We start from the raw sequence: 14,323 nt of genomic DNA on the forward strand, positions 1-14,323 counted from the left end.
GGAGGATGACCGATCATGACGTCTCCGACCCGACCGGCCTCCAGTGGCGCCGACCCCGCCGCGGCCGCAGACGCCGCAGCCCAGTGGGTCCGCGAAGTCGACCGCGACCTGCTCTGGCACCCCTATTCGTCCGTGGGGCCCGGCGCCGCCGGCGCCCCCTACGTCGTCACCGATGCCGAGGGCACGCGCCTGCGCCTCGTCGGCGACGACGGCCGCGAAAGGGAGGTCGTCGACGGCATGTCCTCCTGGTGGTCGGCGATCCACGGCTACCGCCACCCCGTCCTCGACGCCGCCGCCCGCACCCAGATCGACCGCTTCGGCCACGTCATGTTCGGCGGTCTGACCCATGAGCCCGCCGCGCGCTTGGCGGCGCTGCTGTCCGCCGCGGCCCCGGGCGACCTGCGGCACGTGTTCCTCGCCGACTCCGGGTCGGTGTCGGTCGAGGTCGCCCTCAAGATGTGCCTGCAGTACCAGCGCTCGCAGGGCAGGCCGGAACGCCGCAGGATCATGACCTGGCGCGGCGGGTACCACGGGGACACCTTCCACGCCATGTCGGTGTGCGACCCGGAGGGCGGCATGCACACGCTCTGGGGCGACGTCCTTCCCCGGCAGGTGTTCGCCGACGCCCCGCCCCAGTGCTTCGACGCCGACCCCGACCCCGATTACGTCGCCCACCTGGAGCGGACGGTCGCCGAGCACGCCGACGAGCTCGCGGCCGTCATCGTGGAGCCCGTGGTGCAGGGGGCCGGGGGCATGCGCTTCCACAGCCCCGGGTACCTGCGCGCGCTGCGCCGCATCACCCGGGAGCACGGGCTGCTCCTGGTGTTCGACGAGATCGCCACCGGGTTCGGCCGCACCGGGGCCCTGTTCGCCGCCGACCACGCCGGGGTGGTGCCCGACGTGATGTGCCTGGGCAAGGCGCTCACCGGCGGCTATCTCACGCTCGCCGCCGCCCTGTGCACGCCGGAGGTGGCGCGCGGAATCTCGGAGGGGGAGGTGCCGGTGCTCGCCCACGGGCCCACGTTCATGGGCAACCCGCTGGCGTGCGCGGTGGCGGCGGCGAGCGTGGGCCTGCTGACCGGCGGGGACTGGCGCGGCGGCGTCGCGCGGGTCGAGCGGGGCCTGCGGGAAGGGCTCGCGCCCGCCCGGGACCTGCCCGGCGTGCGCGACGTGCGCGTGCTGGGCGCCATCGGCGTCATCGAGCTGGATCGGCCCGTGGACACGGCGGCCGCCACCCGCGCCGCCGTCGCGGCCGGGTGCTGGCTGCGGCCCTTCCGCAATAACGTCTACGCCATGCCCCCCTATGTCTGCGGCGAATCCGACCTGGAGGCGATCACCGGCGGCATGCTCGCCGCCGCCGGGGCCTCCCTGGAGGCGACCCGATGACGGTGGTGCTCGTCGCCGGTACCGGGACCGGGGTGGGCAAGACCGTGTGCACGGCCGCGCTGGCCGCGCTCGGCGTGCGGTCGGGCCGCCGGGTGGCCGTGCTCAAACCGGCGCAGACCGGGGTGGCGCCGGGGGAGGCGGGAGACGCCGAGGAGGTGGCCCGCCTGGTCCCGGGGGCGACCGTGCGCGAGCTGGTCCGCTACCCCGACCCGCTCGCCCCGGCCGTCGCCGCCCGCCGGGCCGGGATGCCGGGGCTGTCCGCCGAGCGGGCGGCGCGGGCCGCCGCCGACCTGCACGGCGGCCACGACCTGGTCCTGGTCGAGGGCGCGGGCGGGCTGCTGGTGCGCTGGGACGAGGCCGGCGCGACCCTCGCCGACGTGGCGGTGCGGCTGTCGGCCCCGGTCCTGCTGGTCGCCCGGGCGGGCCTGGGCACCCTGAACGAGACCGCGCTGACCGCCGAGGCGCTGCGCCGCCGCAGGATCGAGTGCACGGGCGTGGTGATCGGCAGCTGGCCCCGGGAGCCCGGCCTCGCCGAGCGCTGCAACCTCGGGGACCTCCCGGCGGAGGCCGGGGCCCCGCTTCTGGGAGCGCTGCCCGAGGCCATGGCCGGCCTGGAGCCCGAAGAGTTCGCGGCCTGCGCGGAGAAGGCCCTGGGGCTAGCATGGGAGGCGACGGTGATCAGCCGCGAGGCCTGGTACCACGCCCTGAAGGAGTAGACGGATGACGGTCGCCGAATCCCCGGTTCCCCAGTCCAGAGCGGCCGAGCTGCTGGATCGACACGGAATCCGCTACGAGGTCGTCAACGGGGAGATCATCATTTCACCGTCACCGTCCCAGCTGCACCAGGAGATCCAGCTGGACATCCTGCTGCAGGCACGGCACAACGGCTACCCCGCGACGATGGACGCGTCCGTGGTCTTCCCCGGCACTGACGACGAGCTGCGACCGGACGTCGCCGTGTACGAGGAGGGGACGGAACTCCCCAGAACGGGGATGCGGCCCGGACACACGATTCTCCTGGCCGTCGGAGTCGTCTCTCCGGCATCGCGGATCATGGACGAGTTCGGGAAGAAGGAGAGGTACGCCGCGCTCGGCGTGCCGAGCTACATGGTCATCCGCCAGAGCGGGGACCTCTGGACCCTCCACAGCTCCCCCGAGGAGGGGAAGTACACGCAGCTCACCGAAGGGCCGATGGGCGACTTCGCGCACGTCCCCTCGCTTCCCTGGGCCGTTCGCACGCGGAGCCTCGACCGCTATATGTAGTGGCGGGGCGGGCCCGTGGCAGGTATGGCGCCCCCGTCCACGCCCGTCTTCCCTCCTGTGCGGCTCGCGCCCATGGTGTGCACGTCATCGCCCTCGCAGGCTTGAATGCCGGGGGGAAGAGGTCTCCCGCCCCAGGGAAACGCCTGCCTACCTGCGGATCACCGACCCCGGTGATGCGCGCCACGGAAACCCTGTTGTTAGATGGGCGTCACATCACGGCGGCGGCCCCACCCTGAGCGGCGGGCGCGGCCGACCGCTCGCCTGCGCGACATAGGAGGGCGCGAGCAATGACGCAGCCACAACCCCCCGTGCTCTGGACCCCCGGCAGCGACCGGCGGGAACGGGCCAACATCACCGCTTTCGCCCGGTGGGCGCGCGCGGAGCGGGGGGCGGCGGTGGACGAAGCCGACTACGACTCCCTCTGGCGCTGGTCCACCACCGACCTCGAAGGGTTCTGGTCGGCGGTCTGGGACTACTACGGCGTCCGCTCCTCGACCCCGCCCGACCAGGTCCTCGCCGAGCGCGCCATGCCCGGGGCCCGCTGGTTCCCCGGCACCCGCCTGAACTACGCCGAGCACGTCTTCGCCGACCGCGACGACGACGCGGTGGCGATCCGCCACGCCTCCGAGCTGCGCGTGCTCGGCGAGTGGACGTGGGGCGAGCTCAAGCGGCGCACCGCCGCCATCGCCGCCGGGCTGCGCCGCCTCGGCGTCGGCCCCGGCGACCGGGTCGTGGCCTACCTGCCCAACGTCGCCGAGACCGCCGCCGCGTTCTACGCCTGCGCCTCCATCGGCGCCGTCTGGTCCTCCTGCTCGCCCGACTTCGGGGTGCGCAGCGTCATCGACCGCTTCGCCCAGATCGAGCCCAAGGTGCTGCTGGCCGTCGACGGCTACCGCTACGGCGGCAAGGACTTCGACCGGGCGGACACCGTGCGCGAACTGCGCGCGCAGATGCCCACCCTGGAGCACACCGTCGTCCTGCCCTACCTGGGGGAGGAGGTGCCCGAGGACGCGCTGTCCTGGGAGGCGCTGGAACGTGCCGGCGAGGGCGCCGAGCTGGAGTTCGAACGGGTCGACTTCGACCACCCGCTGTGGGTGCTCTACTCCTCGGGCACCACGGGCCTGCCCAAGGCGATCGTGCAGGGCCACGGCGGGATCCTGCTGGAGCAGCTCAAGAACCTCAACCTGCACCTGGACGCGCACGAGGACGACCGGGTCTTCTGGTTCACCACCACCGGGTGGATGATGTGGAACTTCCTGGTGAGCGTGCTGCTCACCCGGGCCTCGATCGTCCTGTACGACGGCAGCCCCGCCCACCCCGACCTGGGGGCCCTGTGGGACCTGGCCGAACACGCCGGGGTCACCGTGTTCGGCACGAGCGCCGGGTACCTGTCCACGTGCATGAAGGCCGGGATCCACCCGGCCGAGGGGCGGGACCTCTCGGCGCTGCACGCCATCGGCTCCACCGGATCGCCGCTGAGCCCTGAAGGGTTCGACTGGTGCTACGAGGAGTTCGGCGACGGCCTGTGGCTGTTCTCCACCAGCGGCGGCACCGACATCTGCAGCTGCCTGGTGGGCGGTGTGCCCACGCTGCCGGTCTACGAGGGCGAGATCCAGGCGCGCTCCCTGGGCATGGCCGTCGCCGCCTGGGACCCCGAGGGCAAGGAACTGGTCGGCGAGGTCGGCGAGCTCGTGGTGACCGAGCCGGCGCCCTCCATGCCGCTGTACTTCTGGGGCGACGAGCAGGGGGAGCGGCTGCGCGACAGCTACTTCTCCATGTACCCGGGGGTGTGGCGGCACGGCGACTGGATCGAGATCACCGAGCGCGGCACCGCGGTCATCTACGGCCGCTCCGACTCCACCATCAACCGGGGCGGGGTGCGCATGGGCACCAGCGAGATCTACCGGGCCGTGCTGGCCCTGGACGAGGTCGTCGACGCACTCGTGGTGGACGTCCCGCAGAAGGACGGCGGCTCGCGCATCGAGCTGTTCACCGTGCTGCGCGAGGGCGCCGAGCTGGACGAGGCGCTCACCAAGGCGCTCGCGCGCCGCATCCGCGAGGACTGCTCGCCGCGGCACGTGCCCGACGCGGTGCGGGCGATCGCCGCGGTGCCGCGGACCCTGTCGGGCAAGGTGCTGGAGGTGCCGGTCAAGCGCATCCTCATGGGCGAGCGCCCCGAGAAGGTGGCCAGCCGCGACTCCCTGGCCAACCCCGAGGCGCTGGACTACTTCTCCTCGCTCGCGGGCACCGGCGACTGACCGGTCGGCTGTCGGACCGAAGGGCGGGGGAGGGGCTGTCGCACAAGGCGGCCCCCGCCCCCGCCGGGCCGGCCCCGTTCGGCCGTCCGGCGTCGCGGGCGGTTCCGCCACCGACCACCCCAGAACACCGCAATACCTCCTAGGGTGGGCGCGTGACACCGCCTAACGACCCCCGTCCCCGTGACGGGCAGGCGGCCCCCGCGGCGCGCGAGCGCATCGCCGGGGTCGACGCAGCGCGCGCCCTCGCCGTCTTCGGCATGCTCACCGTGCACCTCGGGGTCGGCTCGCTCGGCCTGGCCGGGCTCCTGGGCCAGGAGGCGGCCGACACCTTCCACGGACTGACCCGCGGCCGCTCCTCGGCCCTGTTCGCGTTCCTGGCCGGCCTGTCGCTGGCCCTGATGACCGGCAGGACGCGTCCGCTGCCCGGCCCGGACCTGCGCCGCCCCATGGCGCGCATCCTGGTGCGGGCCATCGTGCTGGCGCTGCTCGGAATGTTCCTGGACCTCCTCGACGCCCCGGTCGCGGTCATCCTGGCCTACTACGCCGGGTTCTTCGTGCTCGCCCTCCCGCTGCTGCGGCTGGGCCCGGTCGCGCTCGCGTGCACGGCGGCGGCGATCGCGGTGGCCGGCCCGCAGGCCTCGTTCGCGCTCCGGTCGGCCATGGGCGGCACGGGCTTTCGCGAGAACTCCATCGGCGGCATCACCGACCTCCTGCTCACCGGCTACTACCCGGCGTTCACCTTCATGGCGTTCGTGGCGGCGGGCATGGCGGTGGGGCGGATGGACCTGGCCGCGACCCGTGTGCGCATCGGGATGGCGTGCACCGGCGCCGGCCTGGCCCTGCTGGGGTACGGCGGGTCGTGGCTGCTGCTGTACCCCTTGGGCGGGGTGGACCGGCTCGCCTCCGACGTCGCGGCCTCGACGTGGGGTACGAGCGGCCTGGACACCGCCGCGCTGGAGCCCATGCGCGACTGGGTCGTGGAGGAGATGGGCAACATGCACGGGCAGGTCCCCACGGACTCGCCGGTGTGGCTGCTCATCGCCAGCCCGCACAGCGGAACGAGCTACGAGGCGATCGGGGCGATCGGCACCTCGCTTCTCGTCCTGACGGCCTGCCTGTTCGCGGCGGAGCGCGCGCGGGCGCTGCTCTACCCCCTGTCGGCGGCCGGCGCCATGGCGCTCACGGTGTACGCCGGGCACATCGTCGTGATGGCGATCGGCGACATGTCCTTCGAGGACGTGGCGCCGTTCCGGTGGGAGGCGTTCGTGGGCACGGCACTGGTGGCGTGCACGGCCTGGAAACTGCTGCTGGGTCGCGGCCCCCTCGAGCGGGCCCTGGGGTGGCTGGGCGACCGCGGAGCCGACCTGGTCCCCGACCGCATCGGCCAGGTACGGCAGCTCTGACGCCGGGCGGCGCCAGGGCTGTTCAAGGTGCCTCATGAGCCTCCGGCTCAGGGGCCATCCGATGCGGCCTGACGAGCGGCTGAGTCCTGGGCGGATGGGCACCCCGGCCGACCGGCCGTCGATCGCAGGTGTCCGCTGACCGAGGCGCCTCCGTTCGGTCCCGCTCAAGCCGCGTGGTCCCCGCCCGACTTGGGCGGCGAGGCGTTCGGCACGCGGCGTCGGTGCCTCCGAGGCCCGAAATCCGGCCTTGGACACCGTGTCCACGCAGTTGGCCGTCGGCACGGGACGGACCCGGCCCGACGTCTCGCGCTACCTGGCATCTCCTCAGGACGGCAGGTCAGTAGGTCAATTCGGATGAGGTGGGACGGGCTCCCCGCGAACGGTCGGGGCGGTCGGAGGTGAGGGCTGGAGGCGCGTGTTCCGGGGCCTCCGGGCCCGGCGGGCGTGGCCCGGCCGTCCCGGAGTTCACCTCAGGCCGTCGGTCGCTTGTCCGGGCGGGCCTCCGGCGGGAAGGACCACGGTGAACGTCGTCCCCTGGCCCGGGGCGGTGTCCAGGCGGACGTAGCCGCCGTGCGCCGCGACCAGGGCCGCGGTGATCGACAGGCCCAGGCCCGCGCCTCCCCGGTCGCGGGAGCGGGACTCCTCGACGCGGTAGAAGCGGTCGAAGACGTGCGCCGCGTCCTCGTCGGGGATGCCGGGACCGTCGTCGTGGACCTCGACCACGGCGAACGGGCCGGGTGCGCCCGTCGCGTGGTCCGTGTCGGGTGGGCCCGCCGCCCCGGCCCCGGCGTCCCTGGCGCTCGCGCCGGGCGTTCCCGGCAGGGGCGGCGCATCGCTCCGGCGGACCGACACCCGCACCGGGGTGCCCTCGGGCGGGTGGGCCAGAGCGTTGGCCAGCAGGTTGCCCACCACCTGGCGCATCCGCCGCCCGTCGGCCACGACCGGGACCGCCTCGGGCGCCTCCACGGCGACCGGCGTGCCGGGTGCGCGGGCCCGGGCGTCCAGGACCGCCTCCTCGGCCACGTCCCGCAGGTCCAGCTCCGCCGGGTCCAGCGGCGTTCCCCCGCCGTCGTCGCCACCGCCGACACCCTCCGTGCCGTCGAAGCGGGCCAGCACCAGCAGGTCCTCCACCAGTCCGGCCATCCGGTCCGATTCGCCCCGCACCCGGCCCATCCACCGGTCCACCGAGGGGTCCCCCCGCACCGCCCCCTGGTCGCGGCTCTGCTCGTACAGCTCGGCGAACCCGCGGATCGACGACAGCGGCGTGCGCAGCTCGTGGGAGGCGTCGGCGACGAAGCGCCGCATCCGGTCGGCGGCCCGCTCGCGCTCGCGCAGGGACGCGGACAGCTCCCCGAGCATGGTGTTGAGCGCCGTGCCGAGCCGCCCTGCCTCGCTCGCCGGGTCCTCCTCGGGCACCCGGGCGTCCAGGTCCCCCGCGGCGATCGCCTGCGCGGTCCGCTCGATCCGGCGCAGCGGGCGCAGCCGCCCCCGCACCACCCAGGCCGTGCCGCCCGCCAGCAGCACCAGCAGCGCCGCCGCCAGTCCCGCCTCGATCAGCCCCAGCCGGGTCAGCGTGCGGTCCACCCCGGACAGCGAGTGCGCGACCAGCCGGTACCCGCCAGTGCCCTCGTCCCCTTCGGCGCCGGCGGACCCGTCCCGGCCGCCGTCGGGCACGGCCAGCACCCGCCAGGAGCCGCCGTCCCCGGTGTCGGGCAGGGTGAAGGGGCGCCCCTCCCGCGCGCTCAGCGCCTCGGCGTCCAGCCCTGAGGTGTCCGGCCCGCCCTCGTCGCCCTCGGTCTGCCCGACGCTCCACCGCACCCGCCCGTCGCCGTCCAGCGACAGCTGCCGGAACTCGGTGGGCAGGGGCGGAGGGCGGTGCCCGTCCTGGTCCTGGCCGGGACCCGGGGGGCTCGGACCGGATGCCATGCCCTGGAGCCGGGTGTCGATGTCCCCCACCAGGCTCCGTTGCAGCAGCAGCACCGCGGCCAGCCCGAAGGCCACCAGCGCCGCCGTCGTCAGGAGCAGCACCCCCGCGGTGATCCGGGCGGTGAGCGTGCGCGGGCGCGGCAGGTGCCCCGGGCCGCGCACCTCAGCGCTCCCCGGCTGGCAGCCGCAGGCTGTAGCCCACGCCCCAGACGGTGTGGATCAGCGGCACCGCCCCCGCGTCGACCTTGCGCCGCAGATAGCTGATGTAGGTCTCCACGATCCTCGGGTCGCTGTGCCCGCCGCCCCACACCCGGTCCAGGACCTGGGTCTTGGTCACCACCGTCCCGGCGTTGAGCACCAGGTAGCGCAGCAGGTCGAACTCGGTGGGCGAGAGCCGGACCGGGGCGCCGCCGCGCCGGGCCTCGTGCAGGTCCTCGTCGACCTCCAGGTCGGCGAAGCGCAGCACCGCCCCCTGCTCCGCGTCCGCGCCGACGGCCCCCGTCCCGGTGCGGCGCAGCACCGCGTGCAGCCGCAGCACGACCTCTTCGAGGCTGAACGGCTTGGTGACGTAGTCGTCGGCGCCGGTGCGCAGGCCCGCGAGGCGGTCCTCCAGCGAGTCGCGGGCGGTCAGGAAGAGCACCGCAAGCCCGGGCACCGCGGCGCGCAGCTCCGTGGCCAGCGCCAGCCCGTCGCGCCCCGGGAGCATCACGTCCAGCACGGCGATGTCGGGCGTGAAGACGGGCAGCGCCGCCAGGGCCTCGTCGGCGTCGGCGGCCCCGCGCGGGGTGAAGCCGCTCAGCGACAGCGACGCGGTCAGCAGCTCCAGGATGTTCGGCTCGTCGTCCACGACGAGGACGCGTCCGGCGCTGGGGGAGTCGGTCACGGGCACGGGTGTTCCTCACGGTGGCGGTCCTGGGCCCCGGACGGGGCCGGCGGCTCACCGCGAGCCTAGGGCGGCCGGTTTGGAACGGGGTGAGAGGCGCGCTGGGGCCCGCTCACGCGGGCCATTCCGGCGGGCGCTTCTCCAGGAACGCCGCCGTGCCCTCCCGGGCCTCCGGCGTCTGGCTGGAGGCGGCCATCACCTCCACCGCGTAGGCGTAGGCGTCGCTCTCGGGCCGGTCCAGCTGGGCGTACATGGCCTGTTTGCCCAGGGCCTTGCTGCGCGGGGAGCCCCGCGTGGCCCGGTCCAGCAGGTCGCGCGCGGCCTCCTCCAGCTCGGCGTCGGGGACCGCGCGGTTGACCAGCCCCCACTCGGCGGCGGTTGCCGCGTCCACCGGGTCGCCGGTCAGCGCCATCTCCATGGCCCGCTTGCGCCCGATGTTCCGGGAGACCGCGACCATCGGGGTATGGCAGAACCAGCCGCCCTTCCCGCCGGGCGCGGCGAAGGCGGCGCTGTACCCGGCCACCGCCAGGTCGCAGGTGGCGACCAGCTGGCACCCGGCGGCGACGGCGGGCCCGTGCACCCGGGCGACCACCACCTGGGGCACGGACTGGACGGTGCGCATGAGCCGGGTGCAGGTGGTCAGGAGCCGCCGGGCGGTGTCGTGGTCGGCGGCGGCCACGTCGGCGAAGTCGTGGCCGGCGGAGAAGACCGGCCCCGCGCCGGCCAGGGTGACGCCGAGGGCGTCGGTGGCCGCGACCTCCTCGAAGGCCGCGGTGAGCTCGTCCATGAACCCCTCGGACAGGGCGTTGCGCCGTTCCGGCCGGTTCATGGTGACGGTGGCGTGCGGTCCGGAGCGTTCCACGAGGACGCGGTCGTTGCTGCCCATGTCCCGACGCTACGCCGCGGACCGCGCCGCGTCACGGGACGCGGCGCGGTCCGCCCGGCGGCCCGCCGGGGCCCCCGTCCCGGGTCCCGGCGGGCCGTCCCCTCACTCCTCGGACACGGCCAGGGCCGAGGAGGGGCACAGGCGGGCGGCCTCGCGGGCCCGCGCCCGCAGGTCGGGGGAGGGGGCGGGACCGAGCACCCGCACCAGCCCCTCCTCCTCGTCCTGGTCGAACACCTCGGGCGCGGTCAGCGCGCACATCCCCGCTCCGATGCAGCGGTCGCGGTCGGCGCTGATCCTCATCGGCCGGCCTCCTGGGGCCCCCAGGCGACCGGCAGCCGCTCGACGCCGTAGATGTCGGACCGGTCGCGCATGGGGACCTCCTCCGGCGGCACCGCCAGACGCAGGTCGGGGAAGCGCTGGAGCAGGGCCGGCAGGGCGGTCCGCATCTCGACGCGGGCGAGCTGCTGCCCCAGGCACTGGTGCACGCCGTGGCCGAAGGACAGGTGCCCGCCCGCCCTGCGCCTCAGATCCAGGCGGTCGGGGTCGTCGAAGCGCTCGGGGTCGCGGTTGGCGGCGGCGACCGACAGGGCGACCGTGGCCCCCTTCTCGATGACGTGCCCTTCCAGCTCGACGTCCTCGAGGGCGGCGCGCTGGCCGGTGTGGGCGATGCTCAGATAGCGCATCAGCTCCTCGACGCCGCCGTCCACGGCCTCGGGGTCGTCGCGCATGACGGCGAGCTGGTCGGGGTGGCTCAGCAGGGCGAAGGCGCCCAGGCCGATCATGTTGGCGGTGGTGTCCAGTCCGGCGCCGAGCAGGAGCATCGCGACGTTGACGAGTTCGCCGTCGGTGAGGTCGGAGGCGGTCAGGTCGCTCAGCACGTCGTCGGTGGGCGCGGAGCGCTTGGCCTTCACCAGCTCGGCGAGGTAGCCGTGGAACTCCCTGCCCGCCGCCTCCAGCTCCTCCGCGCTCGCGGCGGTGTCGTTGAAGGCCTCGGAGTGGCGCTGGAAGAGCGCGCGGTCCGTGGCGGGCACGCCGAGCAGTTCGCAGATCACCAGGGCCGGGATCGGCTGTGCGTAGGAGGCGACCAGGTCGGTGGGGCCGCCGGCGTGCTCCATGGCGCCCACGTGCTCGTCGACGATCTCCTCCACCCGCTCGGTGAGCAGGCGCATGCGCCGGACGGTGAACCTGCCGGTGAGCAGCCGCCGGTACCGGGTGTGCTCGGGCGGGTCGCTGTTGATGAACAGCCCCGGTGGGGCGGCCGGGAGCGGGGAGGGCATGCCGGCCCTCGGCATCGCCGGGCGCTGCAGCTCGGTCCGGGAGCTGAAACGGGGGTCCGAGGCCACGGCGCGCGCGGCCCGGTGGCCGGTGACCAGCCACCCGCGGTGCCCGTCGGGGAGGGTGAGCCGGGCCAGCGGGCGTGTCGCCGCCAGCTCCTCGGGCGGGTCGAAGGGGCGGCCCGCGGGGCGCGCCAGCGGGAGCTCGGACAGTTCCGGAACCGGGGCTGCGGTCATGGCGACTCCTCCGTCAGTCGTTCACTCTGCTTGAAACGCTATGTTGCATTTAAAGTCGAATCAATGAATAGCGAAGCCACGAACCCCGTAAGTACTGGTAATGCGCACGAATCATTGCAATGGGTCTGTGGTTGAAGGCAACGGCGGCCGCGGCGTTGTTGCAATGGGGTGCAGATGAACGCACAATGGGGGGCGCGGAGCGGCGGACCGCGTCGGCGCGGCCCGCCCGGAACGGGAGGAGGGGCCCATGCCCGGAGGGCGGCTCACGCTCCACGAGCGCCGTCAGATCGCCCGAGGGGTGGCCGGCGGACTGTCCTACGCCGAGGTCGCGCGCGGGCTGGACCGGCCGACCTCGACCGTGACCCGCGAGGTGATGCGCAACGGCGGGCCGAACGGCTACCGTCCCGAGCGCGCCCAGCGGGAGACCGACCGACGCGCCCGCCGCGGCCCCTCCGCGCAGGCCCGGGCGGAGGCCGGCGGCGGGGGCCCAGCCGCCGCCCCCGGTGACGAGGCGCTGGAGCGGGCCCAGGCCCTGATCGTCAAGGCGCTCCTGGCCAGCGGTCTGGCGAAGACCCCCGCACGCGTGCTGACCCTGCTGTTCCTGTCCGACGAGGGGGCCACGGCGGCCGAGCTGGCCGGCGGCCTCGGGGTCAGCCCCGCCTCGGTGTCCAAAGCGGTGGCCTACCTGGAGGAGCAGGAGCTGCTGCGGCGGGTGCGCGCCCCCGGTGAGCGGCGCGAGCGCTACGTCATCGACCGGCTGGCCTGGTACCGGTCGTGGGTCGCCGGCATCCGGGCGAACCTGGGGCTGGCCGAGGCGACCCGGGAAGGAGGCAGGGTCCTGGGCCCCGCGAGCCCCGCCGGCGCCCGGCTGGAGGACATCGCCTCGTTCCTCGAGGCGATCTCCGGGGACATGGTCCGTACGGCCGAGCTGTGGAAGTGGAGGCTCGTCGGGGACGACGGGACGGGCGACGGCGGCGAGGGGGCCGGCGCGGCCGCCCTGCCGTCGGCGCCGGCCGTCCCGGCGGCCGACGGCGCGGAACGCGCGTGCAGGTTCTGCGGATGCACCGCCCCCTCCGCATCGCATGATGGCCGGACGCGGACACCGTCCGAGGAGGGCGCGGGGGCGGAGGGGTAACCTCGCGCGCATGGGCGGCCGGGACGGGCAGGGGGAGGAGAACCTCCGGGCCCGCCGGATCGAGGAGCGCATGGCGCCCGTGGTGGTGGCCGCCGCCCTGGCCTCGGTGCTCGCCGTCTTCTGCGAGGTGTGGGGCGCCGGCGCGGTCGCCGCTGCGGGCCGGTGGGCCAACACCGCGGCCGGAGCGGTGCTGTGGGCCGAGTGGGCGCTGCTGCTGCTCATGGCCGACGGCAAGCGGGCGTGGCTGCGCGAGCACCGCTGGGCCACCGCGGTGGCGGCGGTCGCGGTGCCCGCGGTGGTGCTGGCGGTCGGCCCCCTCCAGCTGCTGCGGCTGGTGCGCGTGGCGGTGTCCCTGCAGGTGCTGCGGGCCTCCCGGATCCTGAAGGCGGGGCGGGTGCTGCGGCGCCGGACCGAGCCGGGGCGGCGGCGCGGATCCCTGCTGACCGGGGTGGTGGTGCTGGTCGCGGGGGCGTTCACCGCGGTGGTGCTGGCCGATCCGCAGGCGCGGAGCCGCAGGCTGGCGGAGGAGGCGGTGGAGCGGTGGGGGACGGTGCCGGTCGGAGCCGCCGCGGCCGCGGTGCTGCCGGTCGCGGCCCTCGCCGTGGCGGTGTGGGCCCGCACCCGGTCCCGTTCGGCGGAGCGCCCGGCCGGTTCCGGCCGGTGAGCGGCCACCGGGCGGCCGGGTGGTCACCTTCCCGTCTCCGCAGGTCGAAAACCTTTGGCGCCCGGTTCGGGCGGGGTGGCAGCATGGTCCGCCGTGTCCGAGGAAGACGAATCCGCCCCCGCCGTGCCGCCCGCGCCGCCGGCACCGTGCGCCTCCTCCCCGCACGGGAGGTGCCACGGTTCGGTGAGCGTGGGGACCAACGCCGTCAGGGCCCGGTCGAACATGGCGTAGAACTCGTCGGCGTCGGGGCCGCACGCCGTGGAGACCTGGGTGACCGCCGTCTTCATCACGCACCCGAAGACCGACGTCAGCAGGCGCGGGCGCAGGTCGGTGGCCGGGTCGGTGCCGCAGCGCTCGGCGACGACGGCCTCCAGGTGCGCCATGTGCCGGTTCCCGGAGTCGAAGCGGGCCGCCAGCAGCCGGGGCGACTCGTTGAGCAGCGGCAGCAGCCGCAGGTGCCCGGTCATCATGGCCGGGCCCAGTTCGGTGCGGGTGTCCTCGACCGCCCTCGCCATGGCGGTCAGCGGGTGCTCGTTCAGCGGGCGTTCGCCCACCTTGCGGAGGAAGACCTCTTCGATGTCCTCATAGACCGATAGGACGATGTCGTACTTCGACGGGAAGTAGCGGAACAGCGTCCGCTGGGAGACGTCGGCCCCGGCGGCGATCTCCTCGGTGGTCGTCGCCTCGAACCCGCGCTCGGCGAACAGGTCGAGCGCGGCCGCCACCAGGGCCTCGCGGGTCCGGGCCTTCTTGCGCTCGCGCAGGCCGGCCGGGCGGCCCGGCGCGCCGACTCCGGCGGTGATTCCCGTCACGTACTCCTCCGGTCCGGAGGCCGCCCTGCCCGGGGTCGGGCGCGGGGGCGGTCTCTCACCTCCGCTTTCGCGGCTCGGTCGGACCGAGGATACCGCCGGACGCAAAATTCGTCAGTGATTGTCATCTGTCAGCGACTGCCAATAGTGTTGCCGGGTCGCGACGGATGCGAGTGAGCCGCGGGAGGGCCCGCGGAGG

General features: G+C 74.7%; 12 protein-coding genes and 1 pseudogene. 7 read left to right on the plus strand and 6 right to left on the minus strand.

Going from position 1 to position 14,323, the window contains the following annotated elements; genetic code table 11:
• Positions 1 to 15: 15 nt before the first annotated feature.
• From C892_RS0112100 to C892_RS0112120, 5 genes are all read left to right on the plus strand, one after another.
• The gene (locus C892_RS0112100) at positions 16 to 1,386 is read left to right on the plus strand and encodes an adenosylmethionine--8-amino-7-oxononanoate transaminase (RefSeq protein ID WP_017557417.1); all 1,371 of its coding nucleotides are present in this window, start codon (positions 16 to 18) and stop codon (positions 1,384 to 1,386) included.
• The gene (gene bioD / locus C892_RS0112105; RefSeq protein WP_017557418.1) at positions 1,383 to 2,102 is read left to right on the plus strand and encodes a dethiobiotin synthase; all 720 of its coding nucleotides are present in this window, start codon (positions 1,383 to 1,385) and stop codon (positions 2,100 to 2,102) included. The genes C892_RS0112100 and bioD overlap by 4 nt, the downstream gene beginning before the upstream one ends.
• Positions 2,103 to 2,106: 4 nt before the next feature.
• Positions 2,107 to 2,649: a Uma2 family endonuclease gene (locus C892_RS0112110; RefSeq protein ID WP_017557419.1), complete on the plus strand. Its 543-nt coding sequence runs from the start codon at positions 2,107 to 2,109 to the stop codon at positions 2,647 to 2,649.
• Positions 2,650 to 2,936: 287 nt separating this feature from the next.
• Positions 2,937 to 4,907, plus strand: coding sequence for an acetoacetate--CoA ligase (locus C892_RS0112115; RefSeq protein WP_026124313.1), 1,971 nt, complete (start codon positions 2,937 to 2,939; stop codon positions 4,905 to 4,907).
• Between the two features lie 152 nt (positions 4,908 to 5,059).
• Positions 5,060 to 6,310, plus strand: coding sequence for a heparan-alpha-glucosaminide N-acetyltransferase domain-containing protein (locus C892_RS0112120; RefSeq protein WP_017557421.1), 1,251 nt, complete (start codon positions 5,060 to 5,062; stop codon positions 6,308 to 6,310).
• 465 nt (positions 6,311 to 6,775) lie between these two features.
• Here C892_RS0112120 and C892_RS28845 read toward each other — a convergent pair whose 3' ends face one another.
• The 5 genes from C892_RS28845 to C892_RS0112145 all read right to left on the minus strand — a co-directional run bounded on the left by C892_RS28845 (position 6,776) and on the right by C892_RS0112145 (position 11,516).
• Positions 6,776 to 8,398 (minus strand): sensor histidine kinase, encoded by a 1,623-nt coding sequence (locus tag C892_RS28845; RefSeq protein WP_017557422.1) that lies wholly within the window; start codon positions 8,396 to 8,398, stop codon positions 6,776 to 6,778.
• Between the two features lies 1 nt (position 8,399).
• On the minus strand, positions 8,400 to 9,125 hold the full coding sequence (locus C892_RS0112130; RefSeq protein ID WP_017557423.1) for a response regulator transcription factor: 726 nt from the start codon (positions 9,123 to 9,125) through the stop codon (positions 8,400 to 8,402).
• A gap of 106 nt (positions 9,126 to 9,231) precedes the next feature.
• The gene (locus C892_RS0112135; RefSeq protein WP_017557424.1) at positions 9,232 to 10,005 is read right to left on the minus strand and encodes an enoyl-CoA hydratase-related protein; all 774 of its coding nucleotides are present in this window, start codon (positions 10,003 to 10,005) and stop codon (positions 9,232 to 9,234) included.
• A 102-nt stretch (positions 10,006 to 10,107) separates the two neighbouring features.
• Positions 10,108 to 10,305, minus strand: coding sequence for a ferredoxin (locus C892_RS0112140; protein WP_017557425.1), 198 nt, complete (start codon positions 10,303 to 10,305; stop codon positions 10,108 to 10,110).
• Entirely contained in the window at positions 10,302 to 11,516 is a 1,215-nt protein-coding gene (locus C892_RS0112145; RefSeq protein ID WP_017557426.1) for a cytochrome P450, read from the minus strand. Before C892_RS0112145 ends, C892_RS0112140 begins: the two co-directional genes overlap by 4 nt.
• 247 nt (positions 11,517 to 11,763) lie before the next feature.
• Between C892_RS0112145 and C892_RS28850 the strand changes: the two are divergent.
• Positions 11,764 to 12,444, plus strand: a pseudogene (locus C892_RS28850) (helix-turn-helix domain-containing protein); the annotation flags it as partial.
• 217 nt (positions 12,445 to 12,661) lie between these two features.
• On the plus strand, positions 12,662 to 13,315 hold the full coding sequence (locus C892_RS0112155; protein ID WP_017557428.1) for a hypothetical protein: 654 nt from the start codon (positions 12,662 to 12,664) through the stop codon (positions 13,313 to 13,315).
• A gap of 23 nt (positions 13,316 to 13,338) precedes the next feature.
• Here the strand turns inward: C892_RS0112155 and C892_RS0112160 are convergent, their stop codons facing one another.
• Positions 13,339 to 14,127 (minus strand): TetR/AcrR family transcriptional regulator, encoded by a 789-nt coding sequence (locus C892_RS0112160; protein ID WP_017557429.1) that lies wholly within the window; start codon positions 14,125 to 14,127, stop codon positions 13,339 to 13,341.
• Positions 14,128 to 14,323: the final 196 nt, after the last annotated feature.

It is taken from the genome of Nocardiopsis baichengensis YIM 90130 (assembly GCF_000341205.1).
GTDB lineage: Bacteria > Actinomycetota > Actinomycetes > Streptosporangiales > Streptosporangiaceae > Nocardiopsis_A > Nocardiopsis_A halophila.

Coding starts and splice junctions, on each gene's coding strand:
- C892_RS0112100 (WP_017557417.1), top strand. CDS start 16: ATGACGTCTCCGACCCGACCGGCCTCCAGTGGCGCCGACCCCGCCGCG.
- bioD (WP_017557418.1), top strand. CDS start 1,383: ATGACGGTGGTGCTCGTCGCCGGTACCGGGACCGGGGTGGGCAAGACC.
- C892_RS0112110 (WP_017557419.1), top strand. CDS start 2,107: ATGACGGTCGCCGAATCCCCGGTTCCCCAGTCCAGAGCGGCCGAGCTG.
- C892_RS0112115 (WP_026124313.1), top strand. CDS start 2,937: ATGACGCAGCCACAACCCCCCGTGCTCTGGACCCCCGGCAGCGACCGG.
- C892_RS0112135 (WP_017557424.1), bottom strand. CDS start 10,005: ATGGGCAGCAACGACCGCGTCCTCGTGGAACGCTCCGGACCGCACGCC.
- C892_RS0112140 (WP_017557425.1), bottom strand. CDS start 10,305: ATGAGGATCAGCGCCGACCGCGACCGCTGCATCGGAGCGGGGATGTGC.
- C892_RS0112145 (WP_017557426.1), bottom strand. CDS start 11,516: ATGACCGCAGCCCCGGTTCCGGAACTGTCCGAGCTCCCGCTGGCGCGC.
- C892_RS0112155 (WP_017557428.1), top strand. CDS start 12,662: ATGGGCGGCCGGGACGGGCAGGGGGAGGAGAACCTCCGGGCCCGCCGG.